This is a genomic window from Pseudomonas sp. GP01-A4 (assembly GCF_058780865.1).
Map to the genome: position 1 here is coordinate 36,749 of NZ_JBYSWF010000007.1, position 26,113 is coordinate 62,861.

Sequence of the window (26,113 nt, forward strand, 5' to 3'; positions counted from 1 at the left end):
CACCAGCGCAGCTTATTAAGGCAAGGGACTAGACCATGCATTTCACCATTCAACGCGAAGCCCTGTTGAAACCCCTGCAACTGGTCGCAGGCGTCGTCGAGCGCCGACAGACCTTGCCGGTGCTTTCCAACGTATTGCTGGTTGTCGAAGGCCAGCAATTGTCCTTGACCGGTACCGACCTCGAAGTCGAGCTGGTCGGTCGCGTCCAGCTCGAAGAGCCCGCCGAACCCGGCGAGATCACCGTGCCGGCGCGCAAGCTGATGGACATCTGCAAAAGCCTGCCCAACGACGCGCTGATCGACATCAAGGTTGATGAGCAAAAGCTGGTGGTCAAGGCCGGTCGCAGCCGTTTCACCCTGTCGACCTTGCCGGCCAACGACTTCCCGACCGTGGAAGAAGGCCCAGGCTCGCTGACCTGCAGCCTGGAACAAAGCCGACTGCGCCGTTTGATCGAGCGCACCAGTTTCGCCATGGCCCAGCAGGACGTGCGTTATTACCTTAACGGCATGCTGCTGGAAGTCTCCGAAGGCATCATCCGCGCCGTAGCCACCGACGGTCACCGACTGGCCATGTGCTCGATGAAAGCCGATATCGGTCAGCCGGATCGCCACCAGGTGATCGTGCCGCGTAAAGGTATTCTGGAACTCGCGCGCCTGCTGACTGAGCCGGATGGCAATGTCAGTATCGTGCTGGGCCAGCACCACATCCGCGCGACCACTGGCGAGTTCACCTTCACTTCCAAGCTGGTTGACGGCAAGTTCCCGGATTACGAGCGCGTTCTGCCTAAAGGCGGCGACAAGCTGGTGATCGGTGATCGTCAGGCCCTGCGTGAAGCGTTCAGCCGTACCGCTATTCTTTCCAACGAGAAATACCGTGGTATCCGCCTGCAATTGGCCAACGGCCAACTGAAAATCCAGGCGAATAACCCTGAGCAGGAAGAAGCGGAAGAAGAAGTGGGCGTCGACTACAACGGCGGCAACCTGGAAATCGGCTTCAACGTCAGCTACCTGCTGGACGTGCTGGGCGTGATGACCACTGAACAGGTTCGCCTGATTCTGTCTGACTCCAACAGCAGCGCCCTGGTACAAGAATCCGACAACGATGACTCGGCTTACGTTGTCATGCCGATGCGCCTGTAATCATGTTCAGCAGAAGCTAGATGTCCCTCAGTCGCGTCTCGGTCACCGCGGTGCGCAATTTGCACCCGGTGACCTTCTCCCCCTCCCCCCGCATCAATATCCTCCACGGCGCCAACGGCAGTGGCAAAACCAGCGTGCTGGAAGCCATTCACCTGCTGGGGCTCGCTCGTTCCTTTCGCAGTGCCCGCTTGTTACCGGTGATTCAGTACGAACAACTGGCGTGCACAGTATTTGGCCAAGTCGAATTGGCCGAAGGCGGTCATAGCAGCCTGGGGATTTCTCGTGATCGTCAGGGGGAGTTTCAAATCCGCATCGATGGGCAGAATGCTCGCAGTGCTGCGCAGCTGGCAGAAATCCTGCCACTGCAACTGATCAACCCGGACAGCTTCCGCTTGCTGGAAGGCGCGCCAAAAATCCGCAGGCAATTCCTCGATTGGGGAGTGTTCCACGTGGAACCGCGTTTCATGGCCACTTGGCAGCGCCTGCAGAAGGCCCTGCGGCAGCGGAACTCATGGCTGCGGCATGGTACACTTGACGCCGCTTCACAAGCTGCTTGGGACCGGGAACTGTGCCTGGCCAGCGCTGAAATAGATGAATACCGCCGCGCCTATATCAAAGCCTTGAAACCAGTCTTTGAGCAGACCTTGAGCGAGTTACTTGAACTCGAGGGGCTGACGTTGAGCTACTACCGTGGTTGGGACAAAGACCGGGAACTGAGTGCAGTGCTCGCGACGTCCTTGCAACGGGATCAGCAAATTGGTCACACCCAGGCCGGACCACAACGGGCTGATTTGCGCCTTAGATTGGGCGCACATAATGCTGCGGATATCTTGTCCCGCGGTCAGCAGAAGTTGGTGGTCTGCGCTTTGCGTATCGCCCAGGGGCATCTGGTTAGCCAGGCCCGGCGCGGGCAATGTATTTATCTGGTGGATGACTTGCCGTCCGAACTGGACGAGCAGCACCGCCGCGCGTTATGCCGCTTGTTGGAAGACTTACGCTGCCAGGTGTTTATCACCTGTGTAGACCACGAATTATTGAGGGAAGGCTGGCAGACGGAAACGCCAGTCGCTTTGTTCCACGTGGAACAAGGCCGTATCACCCAGACCCACGACCATCGGGAGTGAAGGCATGAGCGAAGAAAATACGAATACGTACGACTCGACCAGCATTAAAGTGCTTAAAGGTTTGGATGCCGTACGCAAACGTCCCGGTATGTACATCGGTGATACCGATGATGGCAGCGGTCTGCACCACATGGTGTTCGAGGTGGTCGATAACTCGATCGACGAAGCTTTGGCCGGTCACTGCGACGACATCAGCATCATCATCCACCCGGACGAATCCATCACCGTACGCGACAACGGTCGCGGCATTCCGGTAGATGTGCATAAAGAAGAAGGCGTTTCGGCGGCAGAGGTCATCATGACCGTGCTCCACGCCGGCGGTAAGTTCGACGATAACTCCTATAAAGTATCCGGCGGTTTGCACGGTGTAGGTGTTTCGGTAGTAAACGCCCTTTCTGAAGAGCTGATCCTGACTGTACGTCGTAGCGGCAAGATCTGGGAACAGACTTACGTTCATGGTGTTCCACAGGAACCGATGAAAATCGTCGGTGACAGCGAAAGCACTGGTACGCAGATTCACTTCAAGCCTTCGGCTGAAACCTTCAAGAACATCCACTTCAGCTGGGACATTCTGGCCAAGCGGATTCGTGAACTGTCTTTCCTGAACTCCGGTGTGGGTATCGTCCTCAAGGACGAACGCAGCGGCAAGGAAGAGCTGTTCAAGTACGAAGGCGGTCTGCGTGCGTTCGTTGAATACCTGAACACCAACAAGACCGCGGTCAATCAGGTGTTCCACTTCAACATCCAGCGTGAAGACGGCATCGGCGTAGAAATCGCCCTGCAGTGGAACGACAGCTTCAACGAGAACCTGTTGTGCTTCACCAACAACATTCCTCAGCGCGATGGCGGTACTCACCTGGTGGGTTTCCGTTCTGCACTGACGCGTAACCTGAACACCTACATCGAAGCGGAAGGCTTGGCGAAGAAACACAAAGTCGCCACCACCGGTGACGATGCCCGCGAAGGCCTGACCGCCATTATCTCGGTCAAGGTTCCGGATCCGAAGTTCAGCTCCCAGACCAAAGACAAGCTGGTGTCCTCCGAAGTGAAGACAGCGGTCGAACAGGAAATGGGCAAGTACTTCTCCGACTTCCTGCTGGAAAACCCGAACGAAGCCAAGCTGGTTGTCGGCAAGATGATCGACGCAGCACGGGCTCGTGAAGCGGCGCGTAAAGCCCGTGAGATGACGCGTCGTAAAGGTGCGCTGGATATCGCCGGCCTGCCGGGCAAACTGGCTGACTGCCAGGAGAAAGACCCTGCCCTCTCCGAACTGTACCTGGTGGAAGGTGACTCTGCTGGCGGTTCCGCCAAGCAGGGTCGCAACCGTCGCACCCAGGCCATCCTGCCGTTGAAGGGTAAGATCCTCAACGTCGAGAAGGCGCGTTTCGACAAGATGATTTCCTCGCAGGAAGTCGGCACCTTGATCACCGCCCTGGGCTGTGGCATCGGCCGCGATGAGTACAACATCGACAAGCTGCGCTACCACAACATCATCATCATGACCGATGCTGACGTTGACGGTTCGCACATCCGCACCCTGCTGCTGACGTTCTTCTTCCGTCAGTTGCCGGAGTTGATCGAGCGTGGCTACATCTACATCGCCCAGCCGCCGTTGTACAAAGTGAAAAAAGGCAAGCAAGAGCAATACATCAAAGACGACGACGCCATGGAAGAGTACATGACGCAGTCGGCCCTGGAAGATGCGAGCCTGCACTTGAACGACGAAGCCCCGGGCATCTCCGGTGAAGCGTTGGAGCGCCTGGTAAACGACTTCCGCATGGTGATGAAGACCCTCAAGCGTTTGTCGCGCCTGTACCCCCAGGAGCTGACCGAGCACTTCATCTACCTGCCATCCGTCAGCCTGGAGCAGTTGGGTGATCATGCCCACATGCAGGCTTGGTTGGCCCAGTACGAAGTCCGCCTGCGTACCGTTGAAAAATCCGGCCTGGTCTACAAAGCCAGCCTGCGTGAAGACCGTGAACGTAACGTCTGGCTGCCAGAGGTCGAACTGATCTCCCACGGCCTGTCGAACTACGTCACCTTCAACCGCGACTTCTTCGGCAGCAACGACTACAAGACGGTTGTTACCCTCGGCGCGCAACTGAGCACCCTGCTGGACGACGGTGCTTACATTCAGCGTGGCGAGCGCAAGAAAGCGGTCAAAGAGTTCAAGGAAGCCCTGGACTGGTTGATGGCGGAAAGCACCAAGCGCCATACCATTCAGCGATACAAAGGTCTGGGCGAAATGAACCCGGATCAGCTGTGGGAAACCACCATGGACCCAGCCCAGCGTCGCATGCTGCGCGTGACCATCGAAGACGCCATTGGCGCGGACCAGATCTTCAACACCCTGATGGGTGATGCGGTCGAGCCTCGTCGTGACTTCATCGAGAGCAATGCCCTGGCGGTTTCCAACCTGGACTTCTGATCAGGTTGCAGCGCAAAAACAAAAAAGGCCAACGCTTAGCGTTGGCCTTTTTTATGGGCTGGATATGAGCATTTTATAAATGCTCCACGTGGAACATCTCAGTCCTCGGAAGCCGCCGTCACACTCTCCAACCGATATCCGTACCCATAGATCGTCAGCAACTGCCAACCCCGATCCGCCGTCAGCCCGAGCTTATTCCGCAGCCGATAAATATGCGTATCCAGCGGCCGCGACGACACCATCTCCTCATGGGTCCAGAACCGTTCATACAGGTACTCTCGAGACAGCGGCCGCGCCAGGTTCTCAAACAGGCACCGCGCCAGGCGGTATTCGCGCTCCGTCAGGCTGATGGGTTTTCCCGCCCTGCTCACCGTGAGTTCAGCATCATCAAAGGTCAGGTCATTGAAGGTATGCACCTCACTGGCTGCAGACTTCTGCAACCCGTGGCGACGCAGAACGGCATTCACCCGAGCCTTAAGCTCATTGGGACGAAACGGCTTGCTGACGTAATCATCTGCACCACTGTTCAGCGCCTGGACGATATCGCTCTCGGCATCGCGGCTGGTAAGCATGATGGCGGCTGGCGGCGCTTCCATGTGCTCGCGGGTCCAGCGCAGCAATGCCAGGCCACTGAGGTCGGGCAGTTGCCAGTCAAGGATCAGCAAGTCGAAGGTCTCGCGGCGCAGTTGTCGCAGCAGGTCTTCTCCACGCTCGAAGCAGTGCAGGGTCCATGGCTGATCCGCAGCGCTGGGGATTTGTCGCAGTGTCTGTTCCACCCGCCGCAGTTCAGCAGGTTCGTCATCCAATATTGCGACACGCATGGCAGGGTCCTTTCTTATTGAAGAATGCGGGCATCGAATCTGAACAATTATGGCCAGATTCTCAGGCCCTCTGAATCTCTCGGTACGCTGATATCAAATGGCCGCAAGCCATTGGAAATCGTCAACACCCAAGCTGGGAAGATACCGGCTCGAGACCTTCAGGAAAAGGATCAATGGCAATCTGGTTTTATGCTGTTTCGAGACGTATGGCCGTTCTGGGGAAGGTTGATGTATGGGGAAGACTGGTATTGGTGGTGATGGTTGCTACGCTGGGCACGGAAACGGTCGGGGCCAATAAGCCGGCGATACCTATGCCGTTCGAGGAACGGCAGACTTTGAGTGAGCCCGGCAATGGCATGGGCTTCGCCCGTTCACCGTTTCAGCAACTCAGCGAACAGCAGCAGACCCAACGTTGGGTATTTTAAGTACCCGCAAATCTGAACAAATGTTGCGAATCGGTCCGATGCACCTATGTTGTAGGTAAATTCGCTCTCGCTGGATGACGCACGGATTGGAGCGACGGAAGTGCTCCGACACAGGGACGTGTCATCTTCTGCAATGGATCTCACGCTCCCAGATATTTCGGCTATCGACTGGATACCTCATCGAGTATCGTAGACGGTACTCAAGGTCTTCCCGCTGCAAGACGCTGCCTGAAAGTGCTTTCTGATGACCCATTAGAACTAGAATCTTGATGAGCGCCATGACCTTTTTCCCTTGCCGATTCCGCTCTGCCGCTTCTACGCTGTTGAGTTCGGGCCTGATCGTTACGCTTGGCGTAGTGAGTCTTCCGGCCTTGGCACGCCCTTCCCCTCCCCGTGCACCCTATATCGACGACAACCGGATGTGCCGCGCGCAACCGCTTCCGGCAGTGGTGCAGCACCTCACGGGTGAAGCCTGGAAACTGGATGCCAAGGGTGTGTCCACGGCCCTGGAAGAAGGCATGTTCATTGATGAACAAGAAAGCGTAAAAACCTCATCGGGCGCATTTGTCAGCCTGTTGCTGGGGGACGGCTCGCGGATTGTCTTGCCCTCCAGCTCCCAGGTCCGATTGCATCTGGTCGAGGAGCAATCCATTCCCCAGGTGATTCTTGAAGAAGGTCAGGTCGAGGCTTACGTGATCAAGCGTGCCAGCGACTATGACCGTTTCCAGATCATGACCCCGGTGGGCGTTCTGGGGGTACGCGGCACGCATTTCCGTGTACGTAACGATGGCGAACAATCGCTGGTGGAAGTACTCAACGGGCAAGTGGCGGTCAATCGTGATGACGCTCCACCGAGCCCGCGCCCTATCAAGAAGAAGCCCATTACCGGTCCAGTCTCTGGTGAAGTAAAGGTTGGTGCGCGGCAGGGCCTGGCCTTCAAGAAACAAGGCGAACTCAAACCCGTGGAACTGCTTGATGCGCCACGGTTGGTCGGCCAGGACGGCCAAAAGGGCGATGCGCCTGTCTGGACCCTGTTCCTGCGGCCATTGGCCGGGGCCCAGCGCTACCGGGCCCAGGTCGCGACCGATAAGGAGTTTCTGAACATCAAGCAGGAAAACTTCTCCGACAAGCCGCAAATGCGCTTCACTGGGCTGAAAGCATCGTTCTATCACGTTCGCTTGTCGGCATATGATGAACACGGGCTTGAGGGAGAAACCGGGGTTTATGACATTTTCTATTACCCACCCGCGAACCGCGTGCAGTAGTGCCCTGGACGCGAGCCGGTGAGGCTGTTGCACAGGGCTGAAAAGCGCCAACCGACTCAGGCTCAGCGGCTGTTCAATGGCCTGGTGCGCGAATGGCTGTGGGTCAGCCTGTTGCTATTACCCATCACGGCCTTCCTGTCCCTGAGCCCTGGCCTGGCCCTCAATAACCCGCTGTATGACAGCCTCCGCCGGCTGGCGCCTTTATCGGTGGATCCACGCATCCTGCTGGTAACGATCGACGACCGAAGCCTGAAGGAGCTCGGCCAATGGCCGTGGTCCCGACGTGTGCATGCCGACCTGCTTGATCGGCTGAGCGCCGCCAAGCCTGCCGGCATCCTGTTTGATGTGATCTTCAGCGAGCCCGCCCGGGAGCCAGCCAATGACCTGCGCCTGGCCGAGGCTATGTGCAGCGCTGGCAACGTCCTGTTGCCTTTGATTCGTGAAGGTTCGCCACGCTACGGCCAGCCTGTGGCGCAAATCCTGCCTGTGTTGCCCTTGCGTGATTGCGCCCGTAGCGTCGGCCATATCAACGTGGAAGCGGACAGCGACGGCATCGTTCGAAGCCTGTATTTGCGTGAAGGTCCACCCGGTAATTTGACACCGCAGTTAGCCTGGCTGGCGTTTGAACTGAGCGGCCAGCGATCCGGAATGCCGGGCGCACCTGGTCCGTCGGAAAGCTCCAGCTGGCAGCGGGAAAATGCCATTCGAATTCCTTTTATTGCCAGTCATGCCGGCTTTCCCAGCGTGCCGTATATCAGTGTCTTGCGCGGGGAGGTGCCATCCGAGTTGCTGCGCGACCGCTTGATCCTTATTGGCGCTACGGCACCGGGCATGGGCGACCGTTATGTCACGCCGCTTTCGGCCAGTGTCGGCACCACCCCGGGCGTGGAGATCCAGGCAAATATTCTCAATGGCTTGCTGCAAGGGCGCAGTATTGTCGATCTGCCCGTGTGGATGGCGACGCTACTGGCCACCGCGATGGTCGCGGTGCTGTTGGGCCTTCTGCTGTTTCGACCGCGTTATGCACTGTGGCTGACCCTCGGTTGCATGGGGGCTGCGCTTCTGGGTTCTTGGGGCCTGTTGCGCCTGGGCCATTGGTGGTCGCCGGCAGCAAGTCTGGTTGGCATGTTGCTCAGCTATCTGATCTGGAACTGGCGGCGCCTGAGCGTGATCCTGGCCTACTTCGGCTGGGAACTGGCACGCCTGGACAACGAACCCAAAGTGCTCCCGGAGCGCCGTCGAGCGCCCGCCAGCCAGGGTGATGTATTGCAGGGACGAATCTTCGCCCTCGAACAAGCGGTCAGCCGTACCCGGGACACTCGTCGCTTCATGGCCGATGGGCTGGAATGTTTGCCTGTAGCAACCTTGATTACCGATCCCAAGGGCAACGTCCTGCTGGCCAATCGAATTGCCCGCGATGTGTTCGGCAATGAACTGGTGGCCGAAAACCTCTTGGATCAGCTCGCCACATTAGGTTATCCACCACTGCAGGACGGTGTTCGCCCTGCCCTGTCGACGCTGGAGATTGTCGAGTTCCGCGACACCCTTGACCGCAGCCTGCGCCTCGACCTGGCGCCGCTGCTGCCCGCAGACGGTGACGTGGCCCTGGGCTGGCTGCTGAGCCTCACAGACCTGAGCATTGAGCGTGATGCCCAGCAGCAACGGGAGACCCTGCTGCGCTTTCTGTCCCATGACTTGCGTGCGCCGCATTCGGCGATCCTGGCCCTGTTGGATGTTCAGGACACCGCCGCGCCGATATTTGCGCAGATCGAACAACAAGTCCGCCGTGCCCTGAACCTGACCGAATCATTCGTGCAGCTGGCGAAAGCCGAATCCGATGGCTACCAATTCCAGCCCAGCCTGTTCGCCATGTTGGTGCTCGACGCATTTGATCAAGTCGCAGTGCACGCCCAGTTGAAAGGCATTCGCCTGGTCCATCACCTGGATGAAGACGGCGAAGAAACGGTGTGGGCAGACCAATCGCTGCTGACCCGAGCCTTGTTCAACCTGTTGGAAAATGCGGTGAAATACAGCCCATCGGGCACCACCGTTACGTTAAGCCTGACCAGCCATGAAGACGCTTTGCAGTGCCGTATCAGCGACCAGGGGCGAGGAATCTCCCCGCAGGATTTGCCCGAACTCTTCGCTCAATACCGGCGCTTCGCCTCGGCTCAGGGCAGTGAAGGATTGGGGTTGGGGCTGACCATGGTCAAGGCCGTCGTGGATCGTCACGGTGGGAGAATTCGCTGCGAGAGCGAGGTGGATAAAGGTACGACCTTCATCCTTCAACTGCCATTGTGGCGAGACTGAATCGCGGCTTTTCACCTGTGCATAAAAAACCGGTCTCAAGGACCGGTTTTTTAATGCGGAAAAACTTATGCACCTTTTCCGCCGTTTTATGAGCTTGGGAAATATGTAAGTAAATCAGCAGCCTATAAGCTAAAAAGCGCAATTCGCCAACAAACCGTACACAGGTTATCCACAGAAACTCAAATCACCGGCGTGTCGACCACAACCGGCTCCGGCGGCAACGAACCCATGGCTCTTTGTTGCGCTTCATTCCATGCCTGGGCACGGTCGTTCAGCGCTGCAATGGCACGTGGGCCTTCGCCCTCGGCATACATGGGCTCGCCAATGATTACAGTGATGGTGCCTTCACGCTTGGCCCAGCCGGTCTTTGGCCAGAACTTGCCGGCGTTGTGGGCAATCGGCAGCACCGGCAGCCCGGCGTTCACCGCCAGGGCCGTACCGCCACGTGAGAACTTGCCCACAGTGCCGTAGGGCACGCGTGTGCCTTCAGGGAAGATCAGCACCCAAACCCCATCCTTCAACAGCTCATCGCCCTTCTTGGCCACATGCTTGAGTGCGGCCTTGGGGTTGTCGCGGTCGATGGCGATCGGTCGCAGCATGGCCATGGCCCAGCCGAAGAATGGCACGTACAGCAGCTCACGCTTGAGCACTTGGCTCAGGGGCGAGAAATACGCAGACAGGAAAAAGGTTTCCCAGGTGCTCTGGTGGTTCGACAGAATCACACAAGGCTGGTCCGGGACGTTTTCGGCGCCCTTGATCTCGAAACGAATATTCAGGAACACCTTGGTCAACCACAGCGCGCAGTTGCACCAAAAGACGTTGATGAAACGATAGCGCGCCTTGAACGGCAGGAAAGGCGCGATAAAAAAGCTCAGGGTGCACCAGAGAAAAGAGCTGGTGCCCAACAGCAGGTAAAAGAAGAAGGTTCTGATGGCCTGCAAAATCGACATGGCGGCATTTACCGTTGCGGGACAACGCCCGCCTGTTAAAAGCGCGCTCCCGAACAGTCCTTGGTCAGGAAGTCAGAAGGGCTGCTAGTTGTTGATAAGTTCTGCGGCAACCGCCGCCAGATCGTCAAAAATCAAGGTACCTACCGGCAGGGTTTTAGCCTGGGTCTTTTCGCCTTTCCCGGTTTTTACCAAAACTGGCTGAGAGTCGACGGCTTTGGCGGCTTCCAGGTCACCGAGGCTGTCCCCGACAAACCATAGCCCAGCCAACGGCACGTTGTAATGTTCAGCAATAGTTTTAAGCATACCCGGTTTGGGCTTGCGGCAATCGCAGCCTTCATCCGGGCCGTGCGGGCAATACACCACCAGCCCTACTTCACCGCCCTGCTCGGCCACCAGCGTGCGCAGGCGCGCGTGCATGGCGTCGAGGGTGGCGATGTCGTAGTAGCCGCGGGCGATGCCGGACTGGTTGGTGGCGATGGCCACTGTCCAGCCCGCTTTGCTCAACTGCGCGATGGCCTCGATCGAGCCGGGCAGTGGAATCCATTCCGCCACCGATTTGATGTAAGCGTCGGAGTCGTAATTGATCACTCCGTCCCGATCGAGAATCAGCAGTTTCAACATGGTCAGCTCAGTACGGAAATGTCAGCGATATTGATGAACAGGCCGCGCAGGCGCGCCAGCATGGCGTAGCGGTTTTTCCGCACGCCCGCGTCTTCGGCATTGATCATCACCGCTTCGAAGAACGCATCCACCGGCTCACGCAAGGTGGCCAGGCGCGCCAAGGCTTCGGCGTAGTTGCGTTCGGCGATCAGCGGCTTCACTGCGTTTTCCGCCTTGGCGATGGCCGAGTTCAGCGAGAACTCCTTGGCATCGGCAAACAGGCCCGGGTCGACTTCGGCATTGCCGAGGTTGTCGGCCTTGCTCAGCAGGTTCGACACACGCTTGTTCACGGCGGCCAGGGCACCGGCTTCCGGCAGCTTGCGGAAGGCCTGTACGGCCTGCACACGCTGGTCGAAGTCCAGCGCCGAACCTGGTTGCAGGGCACGTACCGACAGGTACACCGAAACGTCCACACCTTCGTCTTCGTAACGCGCACGCAGACGGTCGAACACGAACTCCAGCACTTGCTCGGCCAGGCCCGCTTGCTTGACCTTGGCACCGAACTGGCCAACCGCAAACACCACGGCCTGGGTCAGGTCGAGGTCGAGCTTCTTGTCGATCAGGATGCGCAGCACGCCCAGGGCCGCACGGCGCAGCGCATACGGGTCTTTGCTGCCGGTAGGCAACATGCCGATACCGAAGATACCGACGAGGGTATCCAGCTTGTCAGCGATGGCCACGGCCGCACCGGTGAGGGTGGTCGGCAGCTCGGCGCCGGCACCGCGCGGCATGTACTGCTCGTTCAGCGCGAGGGCGACGTCCTGCGGCTCGCCATCATTCAGGGCGTAGTAGTAACCGGCAACACCTTGCATCTCCGGGAACTCGCCGACCATCTCGGTGGCCAGGTCGCACTTGGACAGCAGGCCGGCACGCGCAGCCCAGGCAGCATCGCCACCAATGCGTGGCGCGATGTAGGCCGCCAGCTTGGAAACCCGTACGGCCTTGTCGTATACGCTGCCGAGTTTTTCCTGGAACACCACGTTCTGCAGGCGCAGGTTGAAGTCTTCGAGCTTCTGCTTCTTGTCTTGCTTGAAGAAGAACTCGGCGTCAGTCAGGCGCGGGCGAACGACTTTTTCGTTACCGGCGATGATCTGCTGCGGGTCCTTGCTTTCGATGTTGGCCACGGTGATGAAGCGCGGCAGCAGCTTGCCGTCGACGTCCAGCAGGCAGAAATACTTCTGGTTGTCCTGCATGGTGGTGATCAGCGCTTCCTGCGGCACGTCGAGGAAACGCTCCTCGAACGAGCACACCAGCGGCACTGGCCATTCAACCAAAGCGGTCACTTCGTCCAGCAGGCTTGGCGGCACGATGGCGGTGCCTTCCTGCAGGCGGGCCAGCTCTTCGGTACGCTTGCTGATCAGCTCGCGGCGCTCATTGGCATCCGCCAGCACATAGGCTGCACGCAGGTCATTGAGGTAGTTGGCGGGCGCGGTGATGCGCACGGCTTCCGGATGGTGGAAGCGGTGGCCACGTGAATCACGGCCGGCCTTCTGGGCGAGGATGGTGCAGTCGATGACCTGGTCACCGAGCAGCATCACCAGCCATTGGGTCGGGCGCACGAACTCTTCCTTGCGGGCACCCCAGCGCATGCGCTTGGGAATCGGCAGGTCGTTCAGCGAGTCTTCAACGATGGTCGGCAACAGGCTGGCGGTCGGCTTGCCGGTGATGACCTGGCTGAAACGCAGCTTCGGGCCGCTCTGGTCGATCTCGCTCAGCTCGACGCCACACTTCTTGGCAAAACCAAGGGCGGCTTGAGTCGGGTTGCCTTCAGCATCGAAGGCGGCCTGGCGTGGCGGGCCGTCGAGGTTGATGCTGCGGTCCGGCTGCTGGGTTTCCAGTGCGGTGAGCAACACAGCCAGTCGGCGCGGCGCGGCGTAGACCTTTTTTGCGGCGAACTTCAGGCCAGCGGTTTGCAGGCCTTTTTCGATACCGGCCAGGAATGCGTCGGCCAGGGTATTCAGTGCCTTGGGTGGCAGCTCTTCGGTGCCCAGTTCAACCAGGAAATCTTGAGCACTCATTGTGCAGCCTCCAGCTTAGCCAACACTTCATCACGCAGGTCCGGGGTGGCCATCGGGAAGCCCAGCTTGGCGCGAGCCAACAGGTAGGCTTGGGCGACGGAACGCGCCAGGGTGCGTACACGCAGGATGTATTGCTGGCGCGCAGTTACCGAGATGGCACGACGGGCGTCCAGCAGGTTGAAGGTGTGGGATGCCTTCAGAACCATTTCATAGCTTGGCAACGGCAACGGCTGATCCAGTTCGATCAGGCGCTTGGCTTCGCTTTCATAGAAGTCGAACAGTTCGAACAGCTTCTCGACGTTCGCGTGTTCGAAGTTGTAGGTCGACTGCTCCACTTCGTTCTGGTGGAACACGTCGCCGTAGGTCACCTTGCCGAACGGGCCGTCAGCCCACACCAGATCGTAGACCGAGTCCACGCCTTGCAGGTACATGGCCAGGCGCTCGAGACCGTAGGTGATCTCGCCGGTCACCGGGTAGCACTCGATGCCGCCGGCTTGCTGGAAGTAAGTGAACTGCGTCACTTCCATGCCGTTGAGCCAGACTTCCCAGCCCAGGCCCCAGGCGCCCAGGGTTGGCGATTCCCAGTTGTCTTCGACGAAACGGATGTCGTGGACCAGCGGGTCCAGGCCGACATGTTTCAACGAGCCCAGGTACAGCTCCTGGAAGTTGTCCGGGTTTGGCTTCAGAACCACCTGGAACTGGTAGTAGTGCTGCAGGCGGTTCGGGTTTTCGCCGTAGCGGCCGTCAGTCGGGCGACGACTGGGCTGCACATAAGCGGCGTTCCAGGTTTCCGGGCCGATGGCCCGCAGGAAGGTAGCGGTGTGGAAAGTGCCGGCGCCTACTTCCATATCGTAGGGCTGAAGTACCACACAACCTTGCTCGGCCCAGTATTGCTGGAGGGCGAGGATCAAGTCTTGGAAGGTACGCACGGCTGGCGTAGGCTGGCTCACGAAATTCACCTGTTACTTGGGCTGCGATTTAAAGAGCGGGAGTATACCCGATTCGGCCGCGCCACCATCCCCTGGAGCCTTATGCCACGCTGCTTTTGGTGTTCTGAAGATCCGCTGTACATGGCTTATCACGATCAGGAGTGGGGAACGCCGCTGCGCGATGCGCAGGGACTGTTCGAGTTGCTTTTGCTCGAAGGGTTCCAGGCGGGCCTGTCCTGGATCACCGTTTTACGCAAACGCGAGCATTATCGAAAGGTCTTGTTCGGCTTTGATACGCAGCGTCTGGCCCAACTGAGCGATGCCGAGATCGAAGCGCTGATGCTCGATCCGGGCATCGTGCGTAACCGCCTGAAACTCAATGCCACCCGGCGCAATGCCGCCGCCTGGTTGGCGCTGCAGGACCCCGTGGAGTTTCTGTGGTCGTTTGTGGGCGGCGTGCCCAAGGTCAATCATTTCAAGGACCGCAGCCAGGTCCCGGCCATTACGCCGGAGGCTGAGGCCATGAGCAAAGCCTTGAAAAAAGCCGGCTTCACGTTCGTCGGGCCGACCATCTGCTACGCGTTCATGCAGGCCTCGGGCATGGTCATGGACCACACTCAGGACTGCGACCGTTACGCGGACCTCGCCAACGCCGGTTAGAATGGCGGCTTTGCGCACCACACACGATCAGGAGTGACCTGTGGAAAAGTTTAAAGGCGCCTTGCTGGTAGGCGCTCTTCGGTTGTTTGCCCTGCTGCCCTGGCGCGCGGTGCAAGCGGTCGGTTCGGCAATTGGCTGGATCATGTGGAAAACCCCCAACCGTTCCCGCGAGACGGTGCGGATCAACCTGTCCAAATGCTTCCCGGACATGGATCCGGCCGAGCGCGAGCGTCTCGTTGGACGCAGCCTGATGGACATCGGCAAGTCCCTGACCGAAAGCGCCTGCGCCTGGATCTGGCCGGCCCAGCGTTCCATCGACCTGGTGCGCGAGGTCGAAGGCCTGGAAGTGCTGCACGAAGCCCTGGCCTCGGGCAAAGGCGTGGTCGGTATCACCAGCCACCTGGGCAACTGGGAAGTGTTGAACCACTTCTATTGCAGCCAGTGCAAACCGATCATTTTCTACCGCCCGCCGAAGCTCAAGGCGGTGGATGACTTGCTGCGCAAACAGCGGGTGCAACTGGGTAACCGCGTGGCGGCGTCCACCAAGGAAGGCATCCTCAGTGTCATCAAGGAAGTGCGCAAAGGCGGCCAGGTGGGGATTCCTGCGGATCCGGAGCCGGCGGAATCGGCCGGGATCTTCGTGCCGTTCTTCGCCACCCAGGCGCTGACCAGCAAGTTCGTGCCGAACATGCTGGCGGGGCACAAGGCGGTCGGGGTGTTCCTGCATGCCCTGCGGCTGCCGGATGGCTCGGGCTACAAAGTGATCCTGGAAGCGGCGCCGGAAGACATGTACAGCACCGACACCGCCACTTCGTGTGCGGCGATGAGCAAGGTGGTGGAGCGCTATGTGGGGGCTTACCCGAGCCAGTACATGTGGAGCATGAAACGCTTCAAGAAACGCCCGCCGGGTGAGGCGCGGTGGTATTGATGTACGGCTGACTCAAGGTTGGCACAAAACAAAATGTGGGAGCGGGCTTGCTCGCGAAGGCGGTGTATCAGACACAAATTCGGTGACTGACACGACGCCTTCGCGAGCAAGCCCGCTCCCACATTGGGTTCTGCTTAAGCTTGGCGGTCGAGTTTCTTCAGGAATACGGTCATTTCCTTTTCGGCCTGCTTGTCGCCATGTGCCAGGGCCGCTTCAATACCCTTCTCCCAAGCTAACCGCGCTGCAGCGTTATCACCCTGCCCCAGCTGCGCCTTGCCCAACAGCTTCCACGCCGCCGAATACTTCGGGTCGAACTCGACGCATTTCTGCAAATGCTCGGCCGCCTTGGCGTTGTCCTTCAGATCAAGATAACCCTTGCCCAAACCAAACCGCAGCAGTGAGTTATCCACACCCTTGGCGAGCATTTTTTCCAGGGATTCGAGCATGTCGGTCACTCCGTTTGATCAGAAAAAGCTCAGGCCCACGTGGAACAGCTTCTCCACATCGCGGATATGTTTTTTATCCACAAGGAACAGAATCACGTGGTCGCCCGTGGCGATCACCGTGTCGTCGTGGGCGATGATCACTTCTTCATCGCGAATGATTGCACCAATGGTGGTGCCCGGCGGCAGGCCGATATCGCGGATCGCCTTGCCAATCACCTTGCTCGATTTTGAATCACCGTGGGCAATCGCCTCGATGGCTTCCGCCGCACCCCGGCGCAACGAGTGCACACTGACGATATCGCCGCGGCGCACGTGGGCCAGCAAGGTGCCGATGGTCGCCAGTTGCGGGCTGATGGCGATGTCGATATCGCCGCCCTGGATCAGGTCGACGTAGGCCGGGTTGTTGATGATGGTCATCACCTTCTTCGCCCCCAGCCGCTTGGCCAGCAACGACGACATGATGTTGGCTTCGTCATCGTTGGTCAGGGCCAGGAAGATGTCGGCGTCGGCGATGTTTTCTTCCAGCAGCAGATCACGATCCGAGGCGCTGCCCTGCAGGACCACGGTGCTGTCGAGGGTGTCGGACAAATACCGGCAGCGTGCCGGATTCATCTCGATGATCTTCACCTGGTAGCGGCTTTCGATGGCCTCGGCCAAGCGCTCACCGATCTGCCCGCCGCCGGCGATGACGATGCGTTTATAGGTCTCATCCAGACGGCGCATTTCGCTCATCACCGCGCGAATGTTCGCTTTGGCGGCGATGAAAAACACCTCGTCGTCAGCCTCGATCACCGTATCGCCCTGGGGCAGGATCGGCCGGTCGCGACGGAAGATCGCCGCCACCCGCGTCTCGACGTTGGGCATGTGCTCGCGCAGTTGGCGCAGTTGCTGGCCCACCAACGGCCCGCCGTAGTAGGCCTTGACCGCCACCAGCTGTGCCTTGCCTTCGGCGAAGTCGATCACCTGCAAGGCGCCCGGGTGTTCGATCAGGCGCTTGATGTAATGGGTCACCACCTGTTCCGGGCTGATCAGCACATCGACCGGGATCGCGTCGTTGTCGAACAGTCCGGCGCGGGTCAGGTACGCGGCCTCACGCACTCGGGCGATCTTGGTCGGAGTGTGAAACAGGGTGTGGGCGACCTGGCAGGCAACCATGTTGGTTTCGTCACTGTTGGTGACTGCCACCAGCATGTCGGCATCGTCGGCACCGGCCTGGCGCAGCACTGTAGGAAACGAGGCGCGGCCTTGTACAGTACGGATGTCCAAACGGTCGCCCAAATCCCGCAGGCGCTCCGCGTCGGTGTCGACCACGGTGATATCGTTGGCTTCGCTGGCCAAATGCTCGGCCAGCGTACCGCCAACCTGCCCTGCGCCGAGGATGATGATTTTCATCCGGTCACTCCCTTAAAACCATTCAGCCGCGAGCGGCGGCAATCTTGATCAGCTTGGCGTAATAGAACCCGTCGTGGCCGCCTTCCTGGGCCAGCAACTGCCGGCCATGAGGCTGCTTGATCCCGGCCTGGATGTCGAGGTCCAGTTCCCGTGCGCCGCTGGTGCGAGCCAGGAAGGCTTCGATGACTTCAGTGTTTTCGGTAGGCAGCGTCGAGCAGGTGGCGTACAGCAGGATGCCGCCTACTTCGAGGGTCGGCCACAACGCGTCCAGCAACTCGCCTTGCAGCACGGCCAGGGCGGCGATGTCGTCGGGTTGGCGGGTCAGCTTTATGTCCGGGTGGCGGCGGATCACGCCGGTGGCGGAGCACGGTGCGTCCAGCAGGATGCGCTGGAACGGCTTGCCGTCCCACCAGGTGGCGGTGTCGCGGCCGTCGGCGGCGATCAGCTCGGCGCTGAGGCCCAGACGGGCGAGGTTTTCCCGCACACGCACCAGGCGCTTGGCTTCCAGGTCGACGGCGACGACACCGGCCAGGTCCGCTTGCACTTCCATGATGTGGCAGGTCTTGCCGCCGGGGGCGCAACAGGCGTCCAGTACGCGTTGGCCCGGGGCCAGGTCCAGCAGGTCGGCGGCCAGTTGAGCGGCTTCGTCCTGCACGCTGATCCAGCCTTCGGCGAACCCGGGCAGGTTACGTACATCGCCCGGTTCTGTAAGAACGATGCCGTCCTGGCTGTAGACGCAGGCCGTGGCCGCTACACCGGCTTCGCCAAGCAACGTGAGATAAGCGTCGCGGGTGTGATGACGGCGATTGACCCGCAGGATCATCGGCGGGTGCGCGTTGTTGGCCGCGCAGATGGCTTCCCACTGCTCGGGCCAGAACGCCTTCAGGGATTTTTGCAGCCAGCGCGGGTGGGCGGTGCGCACCACCGGGTCATGTTCCAGCTCGGCCAGCAGCGCTTCGCTTTCGCGCTGGGCGCGGCGCAGCACGGCGTTGAGCAGGGCCTTGGCCCAAGGCTTTTTCAGCTTGTCGGCGCAACCGACGGTTTCGCCGATGGCCGCGTGGGCCGGCACGCGGGTGTAGAGCAGTTGATAGAGGCCCACCAGCAGCAGCGCCTCGACATCGGCGTCCGCCGCCTTGAACGGCTTTTGCAGCAGCTTGGCCGCCAGCGCCGATAAACGTGGCTGCCAGCGGGCGGTACCGAAGGCCAGGTCCTGGGTAAAGCCGCGATCGCGGTCTTCGACTTTATCCAGTTGGGTCGGCAACGAACTATTGAGGGAAGCCTTGCCGTTGAGCACGGCGGCCAGGGCCTTGGCGGCGGCCAGACGTGGGTTCATTGCGCGTCCACCGCTTGGCCGAGGACGATGCCAACGGCAAATTTCTCACGGCGGCTGTTGAACAAATCGCTGAAGTTCAGCGCCTTGCCGCCGGGCAATTGCAGACGGGTCAGACACAGCGCCTGTTCACCGCACGCTACCAACAGGCCGTCCTTGCTGGCGCCGATGATCTCGCCGGGGGCGCCCTTGCCTTCGGCCAGGGTGGCGGCCAGTACTTTCAAGGCCTCGCCATTGAGCGTGCTGTGGCAGATCGGCCACGGGTTGAAGGCACGCACCAGACGCTCCAGCTCAACGGCCGGGCGGCTCCAGTCGATGCGGGCTTCATCCTTGTTCAATTTGTGGGCGTAGGTGGCGAGGCTGTCGTCCTGCACTTCACCTTGCAGAGTGCCGGCAGCCAGGCCTGCGATGGCCTGGACGACAGCCGGCGGGCCCATTTCGGCGAGGCGATCATGCAGGCTGCCGCCGGTGTCTTGCCCGGTGATCGGGGTGGTGACTTTCAGCAGCATCGGCCCGGTGTCCAGGCCTGCTTCCATGCGCATCACGGTCACCCCGCTTTGCGCATCACCGGCTTCGACGGCACGCTGGATCGGTGCCGCGCCACGCCAGCGAGGCAGCAGCGAGGCGTGGCTGTTGATGCAGCCCAGGCGCGGGATATCCAGCACAGCCTGGGGCAGGATCAAGCCGTAGGCCACCACCACCAGCAGGTCTGGCTTCAGCGCAGCCAGTTCGGCCTGGGCATCGGCGTTGCGCAGGGTCGGCGGCTGCAGCACCACAATGTTGTTTTCCAGTGCCAGCTGCTTGACCGGACTGGGCATCAGTTTTTGCCCACGACCGGCCGGGCGATCGGGCTGGGTGTAGACCGCCACGATTTCATAAGGGCTGGCGAGCAGGGCCTTGAGGTGTTCGGCGGCGAATTCGGGGGTGCCGGCAAAAACGATGCGCAGTGGCTCGGTCATGGGAAACGTCTCACAAAAGAAAAAGGCTTGCCGGAGCAAGCCTTTGAAAGAAGGGAATCAAGCTTGCTGGCGATGCTTCTTTTCCAGCTTCTTCTTGATCCGGTCGCGTTTAAGCGTGGACAGGTAATCGACAAACAGCTTGCCGTTGAGGTGGTCGCACTCGTGTTGGATGCAAACCGCCAGCAGGCCTTCGGCAATCATCTCGAACGGCTTGCCGTCACGGTCCAGGGCCTTGATCTTGACGCGCTGGGGACGGTCGACGTTCTCGTAGAAGTCGGGCACCGACAGGCAGCCTTCCTGGTACTGGCCCATCTCGTCGGTCAGGGTTTCGAACTCAGGGTTGATAAACACCAGGGGCTCGCTGCGGTCTTCGGACAGGTCCATGACCACGACGCGCTGATGCACGTCGACCTGGGTCGCGGCGAGGCCGATACCCGGGGCTTCATACATTGTTTCAAACATGTCATCGACCAACTGACGAACCTTGGCGTCCACTACGGCCACTGGCTTGGCGATGGTGCGCAGGCGTGAGTCCGGAAATTCGAGGATGTTCAAAATAGCCATAAGCGTAATTGCTGCACATGTGAGGTAAAGGCAAGTCGGCGCCGGGGATGGACCCTTGATGTGCCGGGATAAGTGCCGTGGGAAAACGTCCGAAAGCCGCGAAGGCCAAGGCGTTTCACGCGAATGCACATAATAAAGGAGATTCACCCCATGAGGAAATCGCTACTCGTCTTGCTGCTGTGGGCCCAGGCCGTTATTGCCCAGGTTCCCGAGAGCTATCCACAGCCCGGCCAACCGTTGCCGCTTCATACGCAGCAGGCCATCCAGCGCTTTTTACTGCACAACCGCATTCTCGATACCCCCCAGGAACTGGAGCACGCTCCCTATATTGTTGCAGCAGATGCCGGACGAGTATTGGGCGCCGATGGCGAGCGTATTTATGCGCGAGGTGCCCTGAACCCTACCGCCGAAAGCTACGGGATCTTCCGTCGCGGCAAGGCCTATACCGACCCGCAAAGCCAGGAATTGCTGGGTATCAACGTCGACGACATTGGCACCGCACGTTTTGTGACGGCGGGCGATGTCAGCACGTTGGGTGTGCAGCGCGTCACCCAGGAAGTGCGGCCCGGCGACCGATTGCTCAGCCAGCAAGCGCCCACCGACCTCGCCAGCCTGGTGATTCAGATGCCTGCTCGCGCCACTGCCGGACACATCATCGACGTGCCACGGGGCGTGACGCAGATCGGCGTGCTGGACGCGGTGACGCTGAACAAGGGCCGTCGTGACGGCCTGACGGAAGGCCATTTGCTGGCCGTGGTGAAAACCGGGGAAACCGTTCGGGACCGAGTGACCGGTGCTCTGGTGAAGATGCCCGACGAGCCGGCCGGGACGCTATTGGTGTTCCGTACCTACGAAAAGCTCAGCTACGGCCTGGTGCTCAGCGCGTCGCGTTCGCTGGCGGTAATGGACCGTTTTGAGGCGCCTGAACGAAGACAATAATTAGGTTGCTAAATAAGTTACCAACAGAGTTATCCACAGCTTGTTCCGATCAAGGACGATCAAATGTTACCGACGAATGACCGTGAAATTTCCCCGGCAGAACTGGAAGCCCGACTACGCTTGCACAGGCTGCCGGAACTGGGTCCCAAGGGCTTTAAAAAACTTATCGAGGCCTTTGGTTCTGCGTCAAAAGCCATCAGCGCACCGGCCAGTGCCTGGCGCTCCCTGGGGCTCAAGGTGGCCAGCGCCGATGCCCGGCGTTGCGAGGAAGTACGTGATGGTGCCAGTGCGGCATTGGCCTGGTTGGAGCGTCCGGCCCAGCATTTGCTGATGTGGGACCAACCCGACTACCCGGCATTGCTTGCAGAATTGGATGATGCACCCCCGCTATTATTCGTCGCCGGCAACCCGGAGATTCTGGAGAAACCGCAGCTGGCGATGGTCGGCAGCCGTCGCGCCTCCAGGCCAGGAATGGATACCGCCGCCGCGTTTTCCCGCAGCCTGGCGAGTGCCGGTTTTGTCATCACCAGTGGCCTTGCCCTGGGTATCGACGGTGCTGCTCACCAGGCGGCTTTGGATGTTGGAGGACATACAATCGGCGTGCTGGGCACCGGGCTCGAAAATTTTTATCCACAGCGCCATCGACGCTTGGCCGAGGCGATGATTGCCCAAGGCAGCGCCGTTGTTTCCGAGTTTCCGTTGGACGCCGCGCCCCAGGCCGGCAACTTCCCGCGCCGCAACCGTATTATCAGTGGCCTGTCGCTTGGGGTACTGGTGGTGGAGGCCAGCATGGCCAGTGGTTCGCTGATCACCGCTCGGCTGGCGGCGGAGCAAGGGCGCGAGGTATACGCCATCCCCGGCTCCATCCATCACCCCGGGGCCAAAGGCTGCCATCAACTGATCCGCGATGGCGCGGTGCTGGTGGAAACCATCGAGCACATTCTCGAAAACCTACGTGGCTGGCAGGCCCTCTCCCGCCCGGCGCCGATTGCGGTCAATCATCCGCTGGTGGCGCTGTTGCACGCGGCGCCCCACACCAGTGAAGCCCTGGCGATTGCCAGTGGCAGGGCCTTGTCCGAGGTGCTGGCCAGCCTGACGGAGCTGGAACTGGAAGGCCGGGTGATCTGCGAAAGCGGGCGCTGGCTTGCGCGCGGCTAGGTTTTGTAACGAAGATCGGTAAACTGCGCAGAGCTTTAGTCCGGAGAGTGAGTAATGGTCAACAGGTGGCGGGTGCGAGAAGCCGCACGAGAAATTCGCGCAGGCGCAGTGATTGCCTATCCAACCGAGGCGGTCTGGGGCCTGGGCTGTGACCCTTGGAACGAAGAAGCGGTGGATCGGTTGCTGGCGATCAAGGGCCGGTCTGTGGATAAGGGGCTGATCCTGATTGCCGACAATATCCGTCAGTTCGATTTTCTCTTCGAAGACTTTCCCGATGAGTGGATGGACCGCATGGCCAGTACCTGGCCTGGCCCGAATACGTGGCTGGTGCCCCATCAGGACTTGCTGCCCGAGTGGATTACCGGGGTGCATGACACGGTGGCGTTGCGGGTGACTGATCATCCGCAAGTGCGGGATCTGTGCTCGCTCGTCGGGCCACTGATTTCCACCTCGGCCAACCCGCAGGGCCGCCCGGCGGCGCGCACGCGTATTCGTGTGGAGCAGTATTTCCGTGGGCAGGTGGATCTGGTATTGGGTGGGAATCTGGGGGGGCGCAAGAACCCGAGTCTGATTCGGGATCTGGCGACGGGTGAGGTTGTGCGGCCTTCCTGAGACCGAGCCGCCTGCTTTCGCGAGCAAGCCCGCTCCCACATTTGACCGAGTCCAACTTTTGGAACGCGGACAAATGTGGGAGCGGCGGTGCGACGATTCGACTTGCTCGCGAAGAGGCCCTCAAAGCCGCTGAAAATCCAACGCCCTATGGCAACAGAATGGTCGACCCAGTCGTGCGCCGCGCCGACAACTCTGCCTGAGCCTTCGCCGCATCCCCCAGCGAAAACCGCTGATTAATATCAATCTGCAACTTGCCACTGATGATCATCGAAAACAGATCATCCGCCATCGCCTGCAGGTTTTCCGGGTTGTTGGCATAGGTCGCCAATGTCGGCCGGGTCACATACAGCGAGCCCTTGGCCGCCAGAATCCCCAGGTTGACCCCATCCACCGCCCCCGAAGCATTACCGAAACTCACCACCAATCCGCGTGGCGCAACGCTGTCCAGCGAGGTGAGCCAGGTGTCCTTGCCTACGCCGTCGTACACCACCGGGCATTTCTTGCCGTCAGTCAGTTCCAACACGCGCTGTGCGACATTTTCCTTGCTGTAGTCGATGGTTTCCCAGGCGCCGAGGGATTTTGCCAGCGCTGCCTTTTCCGGCGAACTGACGGTACCGATCAGCTTCACGCCCAAGGCCTTGGCCCATTGACACGCCAGCGAGCCCACACCACCGGCGGCGGCGTGGAACAGGATGGTTTCACCGCCTTTCAGCTCATAGGTCTGGCGCAACAGGTACTGCACCGTCAGGCCCTTGAGCATCGCGCCGGCGGCCTGTTCGAAGCTGATGTCGTCCGGCAGGTGCACCAGGTTGGCAGCCGGCAACACATGCAATTCGCTGTAGGCGCCCAGCGGGCCGCTGCCGTAGGCCACGCGATCGCCGACCTTGAATTGAGTGACTTCGCTGCCCACCGCATCAACCACGCCGGCACCTTCTGCGCCCAGGCCCGACGGCAAGGCCGGTGGTGCATACAGGCCGCTGCGGAAATAGGTGTCGATGAAGTTCAGGCCAATGGCCTTGTTCTGCACGCGAACCTGCTGCGGGCCGGGTTCTGCCGGGGTGTAGTCCACATACTCAAGCACTTCGGGGCCGCCATGGGCACGGAACTGGATACGTTTGGCCATCTGCACTCTCCTTAAGTCATTTCGCGTAGCCCCCTATCGGACTCCTAAGCTTGATCTTCGTCAACTGTGGCAGCAGTGGGTGCAGTGGTATCCTGTGCGCCCATTTGCCGCCGATGCCCAATGGCCTCGTGTAGCGTTGCCCGATTCAAGGTGATGTCATGACTACCCGCACCGAGGCTGTCAAAGCCTACCTGCTTGACCTGCAAGACCGCATTTGCAGCGCCCTGGAAACCTTCGAGACGGACACTCGCTTCATCGAAGACGCCTGGACCCGGCCTGCCGGCGGCGGCGGTCGCACCCGTGTGATCGAAAACGGTTCGGTAATCGAGAAAGGCGGCGTTAACTTTTCCCACGTGTTTGGCAGCGGCCTCCCACCGTCCGCCAGTGCCCATCGCCCGGAATTGGCCGGTCGCGGTTTTGAGGCCCTCGGCGTGTCGCTGGTGATCCACCCGCACAACCCGCATGTGCCGACTTCCCACGCCAATGTGCGTTTTTTCATCGCTGAAAAAGAAGGCGAAGAGCCGGTGTGGTGGTTTGGCGGCGGCTTCGACCTGACGCCCTACTACGGCAACGAAGAAGACTGCATCCACTGGCACCGCGTCGCCGAACAGGCCTGCGCGCCGTTTGGCCCGGACGTGTACTCGCACTACAAGGCCTGGTGCGACACCTACTTCCACATCAAGCACCGCAACGAACCGCGGGGCATCGGCGGTTTGTTCTTCGATGATTTGAACGAGTGGGACTTCGACACCAGCTTCGCCTTCATGCGCGCCATCGGCGACGCCTACATCGACGCCTACCTGCCAATCGTCCAGCGCCGCAAGGCCATGGCCTATACCGAGCAGCAGCGCGAATTCCAGGAATTCCGCCGTGGCCGCTACGTCGAGTTCAACCTGGTCTACGACCGTGGCACTTTGTTTGGCCTGCAATCGGGCGGGCGTACCGAGTCGATCCTGATGTCGCTGCCACCCCAAGTGCGCTGGAGCTATGACTGGAAAGCCGCCCCCGACAGCGAAGAAGCGCGCCTAACCGACTACTTCCTGCAAGACCGCGACTGGCTGGGTGTGCTGCCCAAGGCGGCGGTCTGATGGATCGTTATGTCGTCTTCGGCAACCCCATCGGCCACAGCAAGTCGCCGCTGATTCACCGTCTGTTCGCCGAACAGACCGGCGAGCAACTGGACTACAGCACCTTGCTCGCGCCGTTGGAGGATTTCACCGGCTGTGCAAAAGCATTTTTCGCACAAGGCCGTGGCGCCAACGTCACCGTACCGTTCAAGGAAGAGGCCTATCGCCTGGCCAATACCCTGACCGAACGCGCCCAACGGGCCGGCGCGGTGAATACCCTGAGCAAGCTCGGCGATGGCAGCCTGTTGGGAGACAACACTGACGGCGCCGGCCTGGTGCGGGATTTGACGGTGAATGCCGGGTTCAGCCTGCAAGGCAAACGCATCCTGCTGCTGGGCGCCGGTGGTGCGGTGCGCGGCGCGTTGGAGCCATTGCTGGCTGAGCAGCCGGCTTCGCTGATCATTGCCAATCGCACCGTGGAAAAAGCCGAATTGCTCGCCGAGCTGTTCGACGATCTCGGCCCGGTGTCCGCCAGCGGTTTCGACTGGCTGCGTGAACCGGTGGATCTGATCATCAATGCCACGTCCGCCAGCCTGTCAGGCGATGTACCGCCGATTGCCGGCAGCCTGATCGAACCCGGAAAGACTTTTTGCTACGACATGATGTACGGCAAAGAGCCTACGGCTTTCTGCCGCTGGGCCGGTGAGCAGGGCGCGGCGGTGGCAATGGATGGCCTGGGGATGCTGGTGGAACAGGCCGCGGAAGCGTTCTTCCTGTGGCGCGGTGTGCGCCCGGATTCGGCGCCGGTGCTGGCTGAATTGCGTAGCCAACTGGCCTGACGCAATCCAAATGTGGGAGCGGGCTTG

24 protein-coding genes are annotated in these 26,113 nt (G+C 60.2%); 13 read left to right on the forward strand and 11 right to left on the reverse strand.

Features of this window, described 5'->3' with window-relative positions; translation table 11 throughout:
- The first annotated feature begins 35 nt into the window (after positions 1-35).
- The 3 genes from dnaN to gyrB are packed head-to-tail and all read left to right on the forward strand — an operon-like array spanning position 36 to position 4,691.
- On the forward strand, positions 36-1,139 hold the full coding sequence (gene dnaN, locus AC3WKX_RS06890; protein WP_003213582.1) for a DNA polymerase III subunit beta: 1,104 nt from the start codon (positions 36-38) through the stop codon (positions 1,137-1,139).
- Positions 1,140-1,159: 20 nt separating this feature from the next.
- On the forward strand, positions 1,160-2,263 hold the full coding sequence (gene recF / locus AC3WKX_RS06895) for a DNA replication/repair protein RecF (protein ID WP_003213585.1): 1,104 nt from the start codon (positions 1,160-1,162) through the stop codon (positions 2,261-2,263).
- A gap of 4 nt (positions 2,264-2,267) precedes the next feature.
- The gene (gyrB, locus tag AC3WKX_RS06900) at positions 2,268-4,691 is read left to right on the forward strand and encodes a DNA topoisomerase (ATP-hydrolyzing) subunit B (protein WP_003213587.1); all 2,424 of its coding nucleotides are present in this window, start codon (positions 2,268-2,270) and stop codon (positions 4,689-4,691) included.
- 98 nt (positions 4,692-4,789) lie between these two features.
- On the opposite strand, the gene AC3WKX_RS06905 is transcribed toward gyrB, so the two are convergent.
- Entirely contained in the window at positions 4,790-5,512 is a 723-nt protein-coding gene (locus AC3WKX_RS06905) for a response regulator transcription factor (protein ID WP_003213588.1), read from the reverse strand.
- Positions 5,513-5,685: 173 nt separating this feature from the next.
- Between AC3WKX_RS06905 and AC3WKX_RS06910 the strand changes: the two genes are divergently transcribed.
- From AC3WKX_RS06910 to AC3WKX_RS06920, 3 genes are all read left to right on the forward strand, one after another.
- Positions 5,686-5,937: a hypothetical protein gene (locus tag AC3WKX_RS06910; RefSeq protein ID WP_003213590.1), complete on the forward strand. Its 252-nt coding sequence runs from the start codon at positions 5,686-5,688 to the stop codon at positions 5,935-5,937.
- A 269-nt stretch (positions 5,938-6,206) separates the two neighbouring features.
- The gene (locus tag AC3WKX_RS06915; protein ID WP_023659285.1) at positions 6,207-7,202 is read left to right on the forward strand and encodes a FecR family protein; all 996 of its coding nucleotides are present in this window, start codon (positions 6,207-6,209) and stop codon (positions 7,200-7,202) included.
- An 18-nt stretch (positions 7,203-7,220) separates the two neighbouring features.
- On the forward strand, positions 7,221-9,512 hold the full coding sequence (locus tag AC3WKX_RS06920) for a CHASE2 domain-containing protein (RefSeq protein ID WP_102604440.1): 2,292 nt from the start codon (positions 7,221-7,223) through the stop codon (positions 9,510-9,512).
- 179 nt (positions 9,513-9,691) lie between these two features.
- Here the strand turns inward: AC3WKX_RS06920 and AC3WKX_RS06925 are convergent, their stop codons facing one another.
- The 4 genes from AC3WKX_RS06925 to glyQ all read right to left on the reverse strand — a co-directional run bounded on the left by AC3WKX_RS06925 (position 9,692) and on the right by glyQ (position 14,090).
- Positions 9,692-10,462 (reverse strand): lysophospholipid acyltransferase family protein, encoded by a 771-nt coding sequence (locus AC3WKX_RS06925; RefSeq protein WP_003213596.1) that lies wholly within the window; start codon positions 10,460-10,462, stop codon positions 9,692-9,694.
- Between the two features lie 84 nt (positions 10,463-10,546).
- Positions 10,547-11,083, reverse strand: a complete 537-nt coding sequence (gene gmhB / locus AC3WKX_RS06930) for a D-glycero-beta-D-manno-heptose 1,7-bisphosphate 7-phosphatase (RefSeq protein ID WP_166742131.1) — start codon at positions 11,081-11,083, stop codon at positions 10,547-10,549.
- 2 nt (positions 11,084-11,085) lie between these two features.
- Positions 11,086-13,140 (reverse strand): glycine--tRNA ligase subunit beta, encoded by a 2,055-nt coding sequence (gene glyS, locus AC3WKX_RS06935; protein WP_003213599.1) that lies wholly within the window; start codon positions 13,138-13,140, stop codon positions 11,086-11,088.
- A complete protein-coding gene (glyQ, locus tag AC3WKX_RS06940) occupies positions 13,137-14,090 on the reverse strand; it encodes a glycine--tRNA ligase subunit alpha (RefSeq protein WP_003213601.1) in 954 nt (317 codons plus the stop codon). The genes glyS and glyQ overlap by 4 nt, the downstream gene beginning before the upstream one ends.
- 81 nt (positions 14,091-14,171) lie before the next feature.
- On the opposite strand from glyQ, the gene AC3WKX_RS06945 reads away from it, so the two are divergent.
- Positions 14,172-14,729 (forward strand): DNA-3-methyladenine glycosylase I, encoded by a 558-nt coding sequence (locus tag AC3WKX_RS06945; protein WP_102604439.1) that lies wholly within the window; start codon positions 14,172-14,174, stop codon positions 14,727-14,729.
- 40 nt (positions 14,730-14,769) lie between these two features.
- Entirely contained in the window at positions 14,770-15,657 is an 888-nt protein-coding gene (locus AC3WKX_RS06950) for a lysophospholipid acyltransferase (protein ID WP_003213605.1), read from the forward strand.
- 134 nt (positions 15,658-15,791) lie between these two features.
- On the opposite strand, the gene AC3WKX_RS06955 is transcribed toward AC3WKX_RS06950, so the two are convergent.
- Genes AC3WKX_RS06955 through def form a run of 5 tightly spaced genes read right to left on the reverse strand, consistent with a single transcriptional unit; the run spans position 15,792 to position 20,348 of the window.
- Positions 15,792-16,103 carry a tetratricopeptide repeat protein gene (locus tag AC3WKX_RS06955; RefSeq protein WP_003213608.1) on the reverse strand — a complete coding sequence of 104 codons (312 nt, stop codon included), beginning with the start codon at positions 16,101-16,103 and terminating at the stop codon, positions 15,792-15,794.
- A gap of 18 nt (positions 16,104-16,121) precedes the next feature.
- A complete protein-coding gene (gene trkA / locus AC3WKX_RS06960) occupies positions 16,122-17,495 on the reverse strand; it encodes a Trk system potassium transporter TrkA (RefSeq protein ID WP_003213611.1) in 1,374 nt (457 codons plus the stop codon).
- A 22-nt stretch (positions 17,496-17,517) separates the two neighbouring features.
- On the reverse strand, positions 17,518-18,828 hold the full coding sequence (gene rsmB / locus AC3WKX_RS06965; protein ID WP_102604438.1) for a 16S rRNA (cytosine(967)-C(5))-methyltransferase RsmB: 1,311 nt from the start codon (positions 18,826-18,828) through the stop codon (positions 17,518-17,520).
- Positions 18,825-19,784: a methionyl-tRNA formyltransferase gene (fmt, locus tag AC3WKX_RS06970; protein ID WP_003213615.1), complete on the reverse strand. Its 960-nt coding sequence runs from the start codon at positions 19,782-19,784 to the stop codon at positions 18,825-18,827. Before fmt ends, rsmB begins: the two co-directional genes overlap by 4 nt.
- Before the next feature lie 57 nt (positions 19,785-19,841).
- A complete protein-coding gene (def, locus tag AC3WKX_RS06975) occupies positions 19,842-20,348 on the reverse strand; it encodes a peptide deformylase (protein ID WP_003213617.1) in 507 nt (168 codons plus the stop codon).
- A gap of 150 nt (positions 20,349-20,498) precedes the next feature.
- Here def and AC3WKX_RS06980 point away from each other — a divergent pair, with 150 nt between their 5' ends.
- The 3 genes from AC3WKX_RS06980 to tsaC all read left to right on the forward strand — a co-directional run bounded on the left by AC3WKX_RS06980 (position 20,499) and on the right by tsaC (position 23,057).
- Positions 20,499-21,287 carry a peptidoglycan-binding protein gene (locus AC3WKX_RS06980; protein ID WP_102604437.1) on the forward strand — a complete coding sequence of 263 codons (789 nt, stop codon included), beginning with the start codon at positions 20,499-20,501 and terminating at the stop codon, positions 21,285-21,287.
- Between the two features lie 63 nt (positions 21,288-21,350).
- Positions 21,351-22,445 (forward strand): DNA-processing protein DprA, encoded by a 1,095-nt coding sequence (dprA, locus tag AC3WKX_RS06985; RefSeq protein ID WP_102604436.1) that lies wholly within the window; start codon positions 21,351-21,353, stop codon positions 22,443-22,445.
- A 54-nt stretch (positions 22,446-22,499) separates the two neighbouring features.
- Complete coding sequence (gene tsaC / locus AC3WKX_RS06990; RefSeq protein WP_003213622.1) at positions 22,500-23,057, forward strand: L-threonylcarbamoyladenylate synthase type 1 TsaC; 558 nt, start codon at positions 22,500-22,502, stop codon at positions 23,055-23,057.
- Between the two features lie 145 nt (positions 23,058-23,202).
- Here the strand turns inward: tsaC and AC3WKX_RS06995 are convergent, their stop codons facing one another.
- Entirely contained in the window at positions 23,203-24,180 is a 978-nt protein-coding gene (locus AC3WKX_RS06995) for an NADPH:quinone reductase (RefSeq protein ID WP_008439566.1), read from the reverse strand.
- Between the two features lie 158 nt (positions 24,181-24,338).
- Here AC3WKX_RS06995 and hemF point away from each other — a divergent pair, with 158 nt between their 5' ends.
- Positions 24,339-25,268, forward strand: a complete 930-nt coding sequence (gene hemF / locus AC3WKX_RS07000; RefSeq protein WP_102604435.1) for an oxygen-dependent coproporphyrinogen oxidase — start codon at positions 24,339-24,341, stop codon at positions 25,266-25,268.
- Complete coding sequence (gene aroE, locus AC3WKX_RS07005; protein WP_003213626.1) at positions 25,268-26,086, forward strand: shikimate dehydrogenase; 819 nt, start codon at positions 25,268-25,270, stop codon at positions 26,084-26,086. The genes hemF and aroE overlap by 1 nt, the downstream gene beginning before the upstream one ends.
- Positions 26,087-26,113 lie beyond the last annotated feature (27 nt).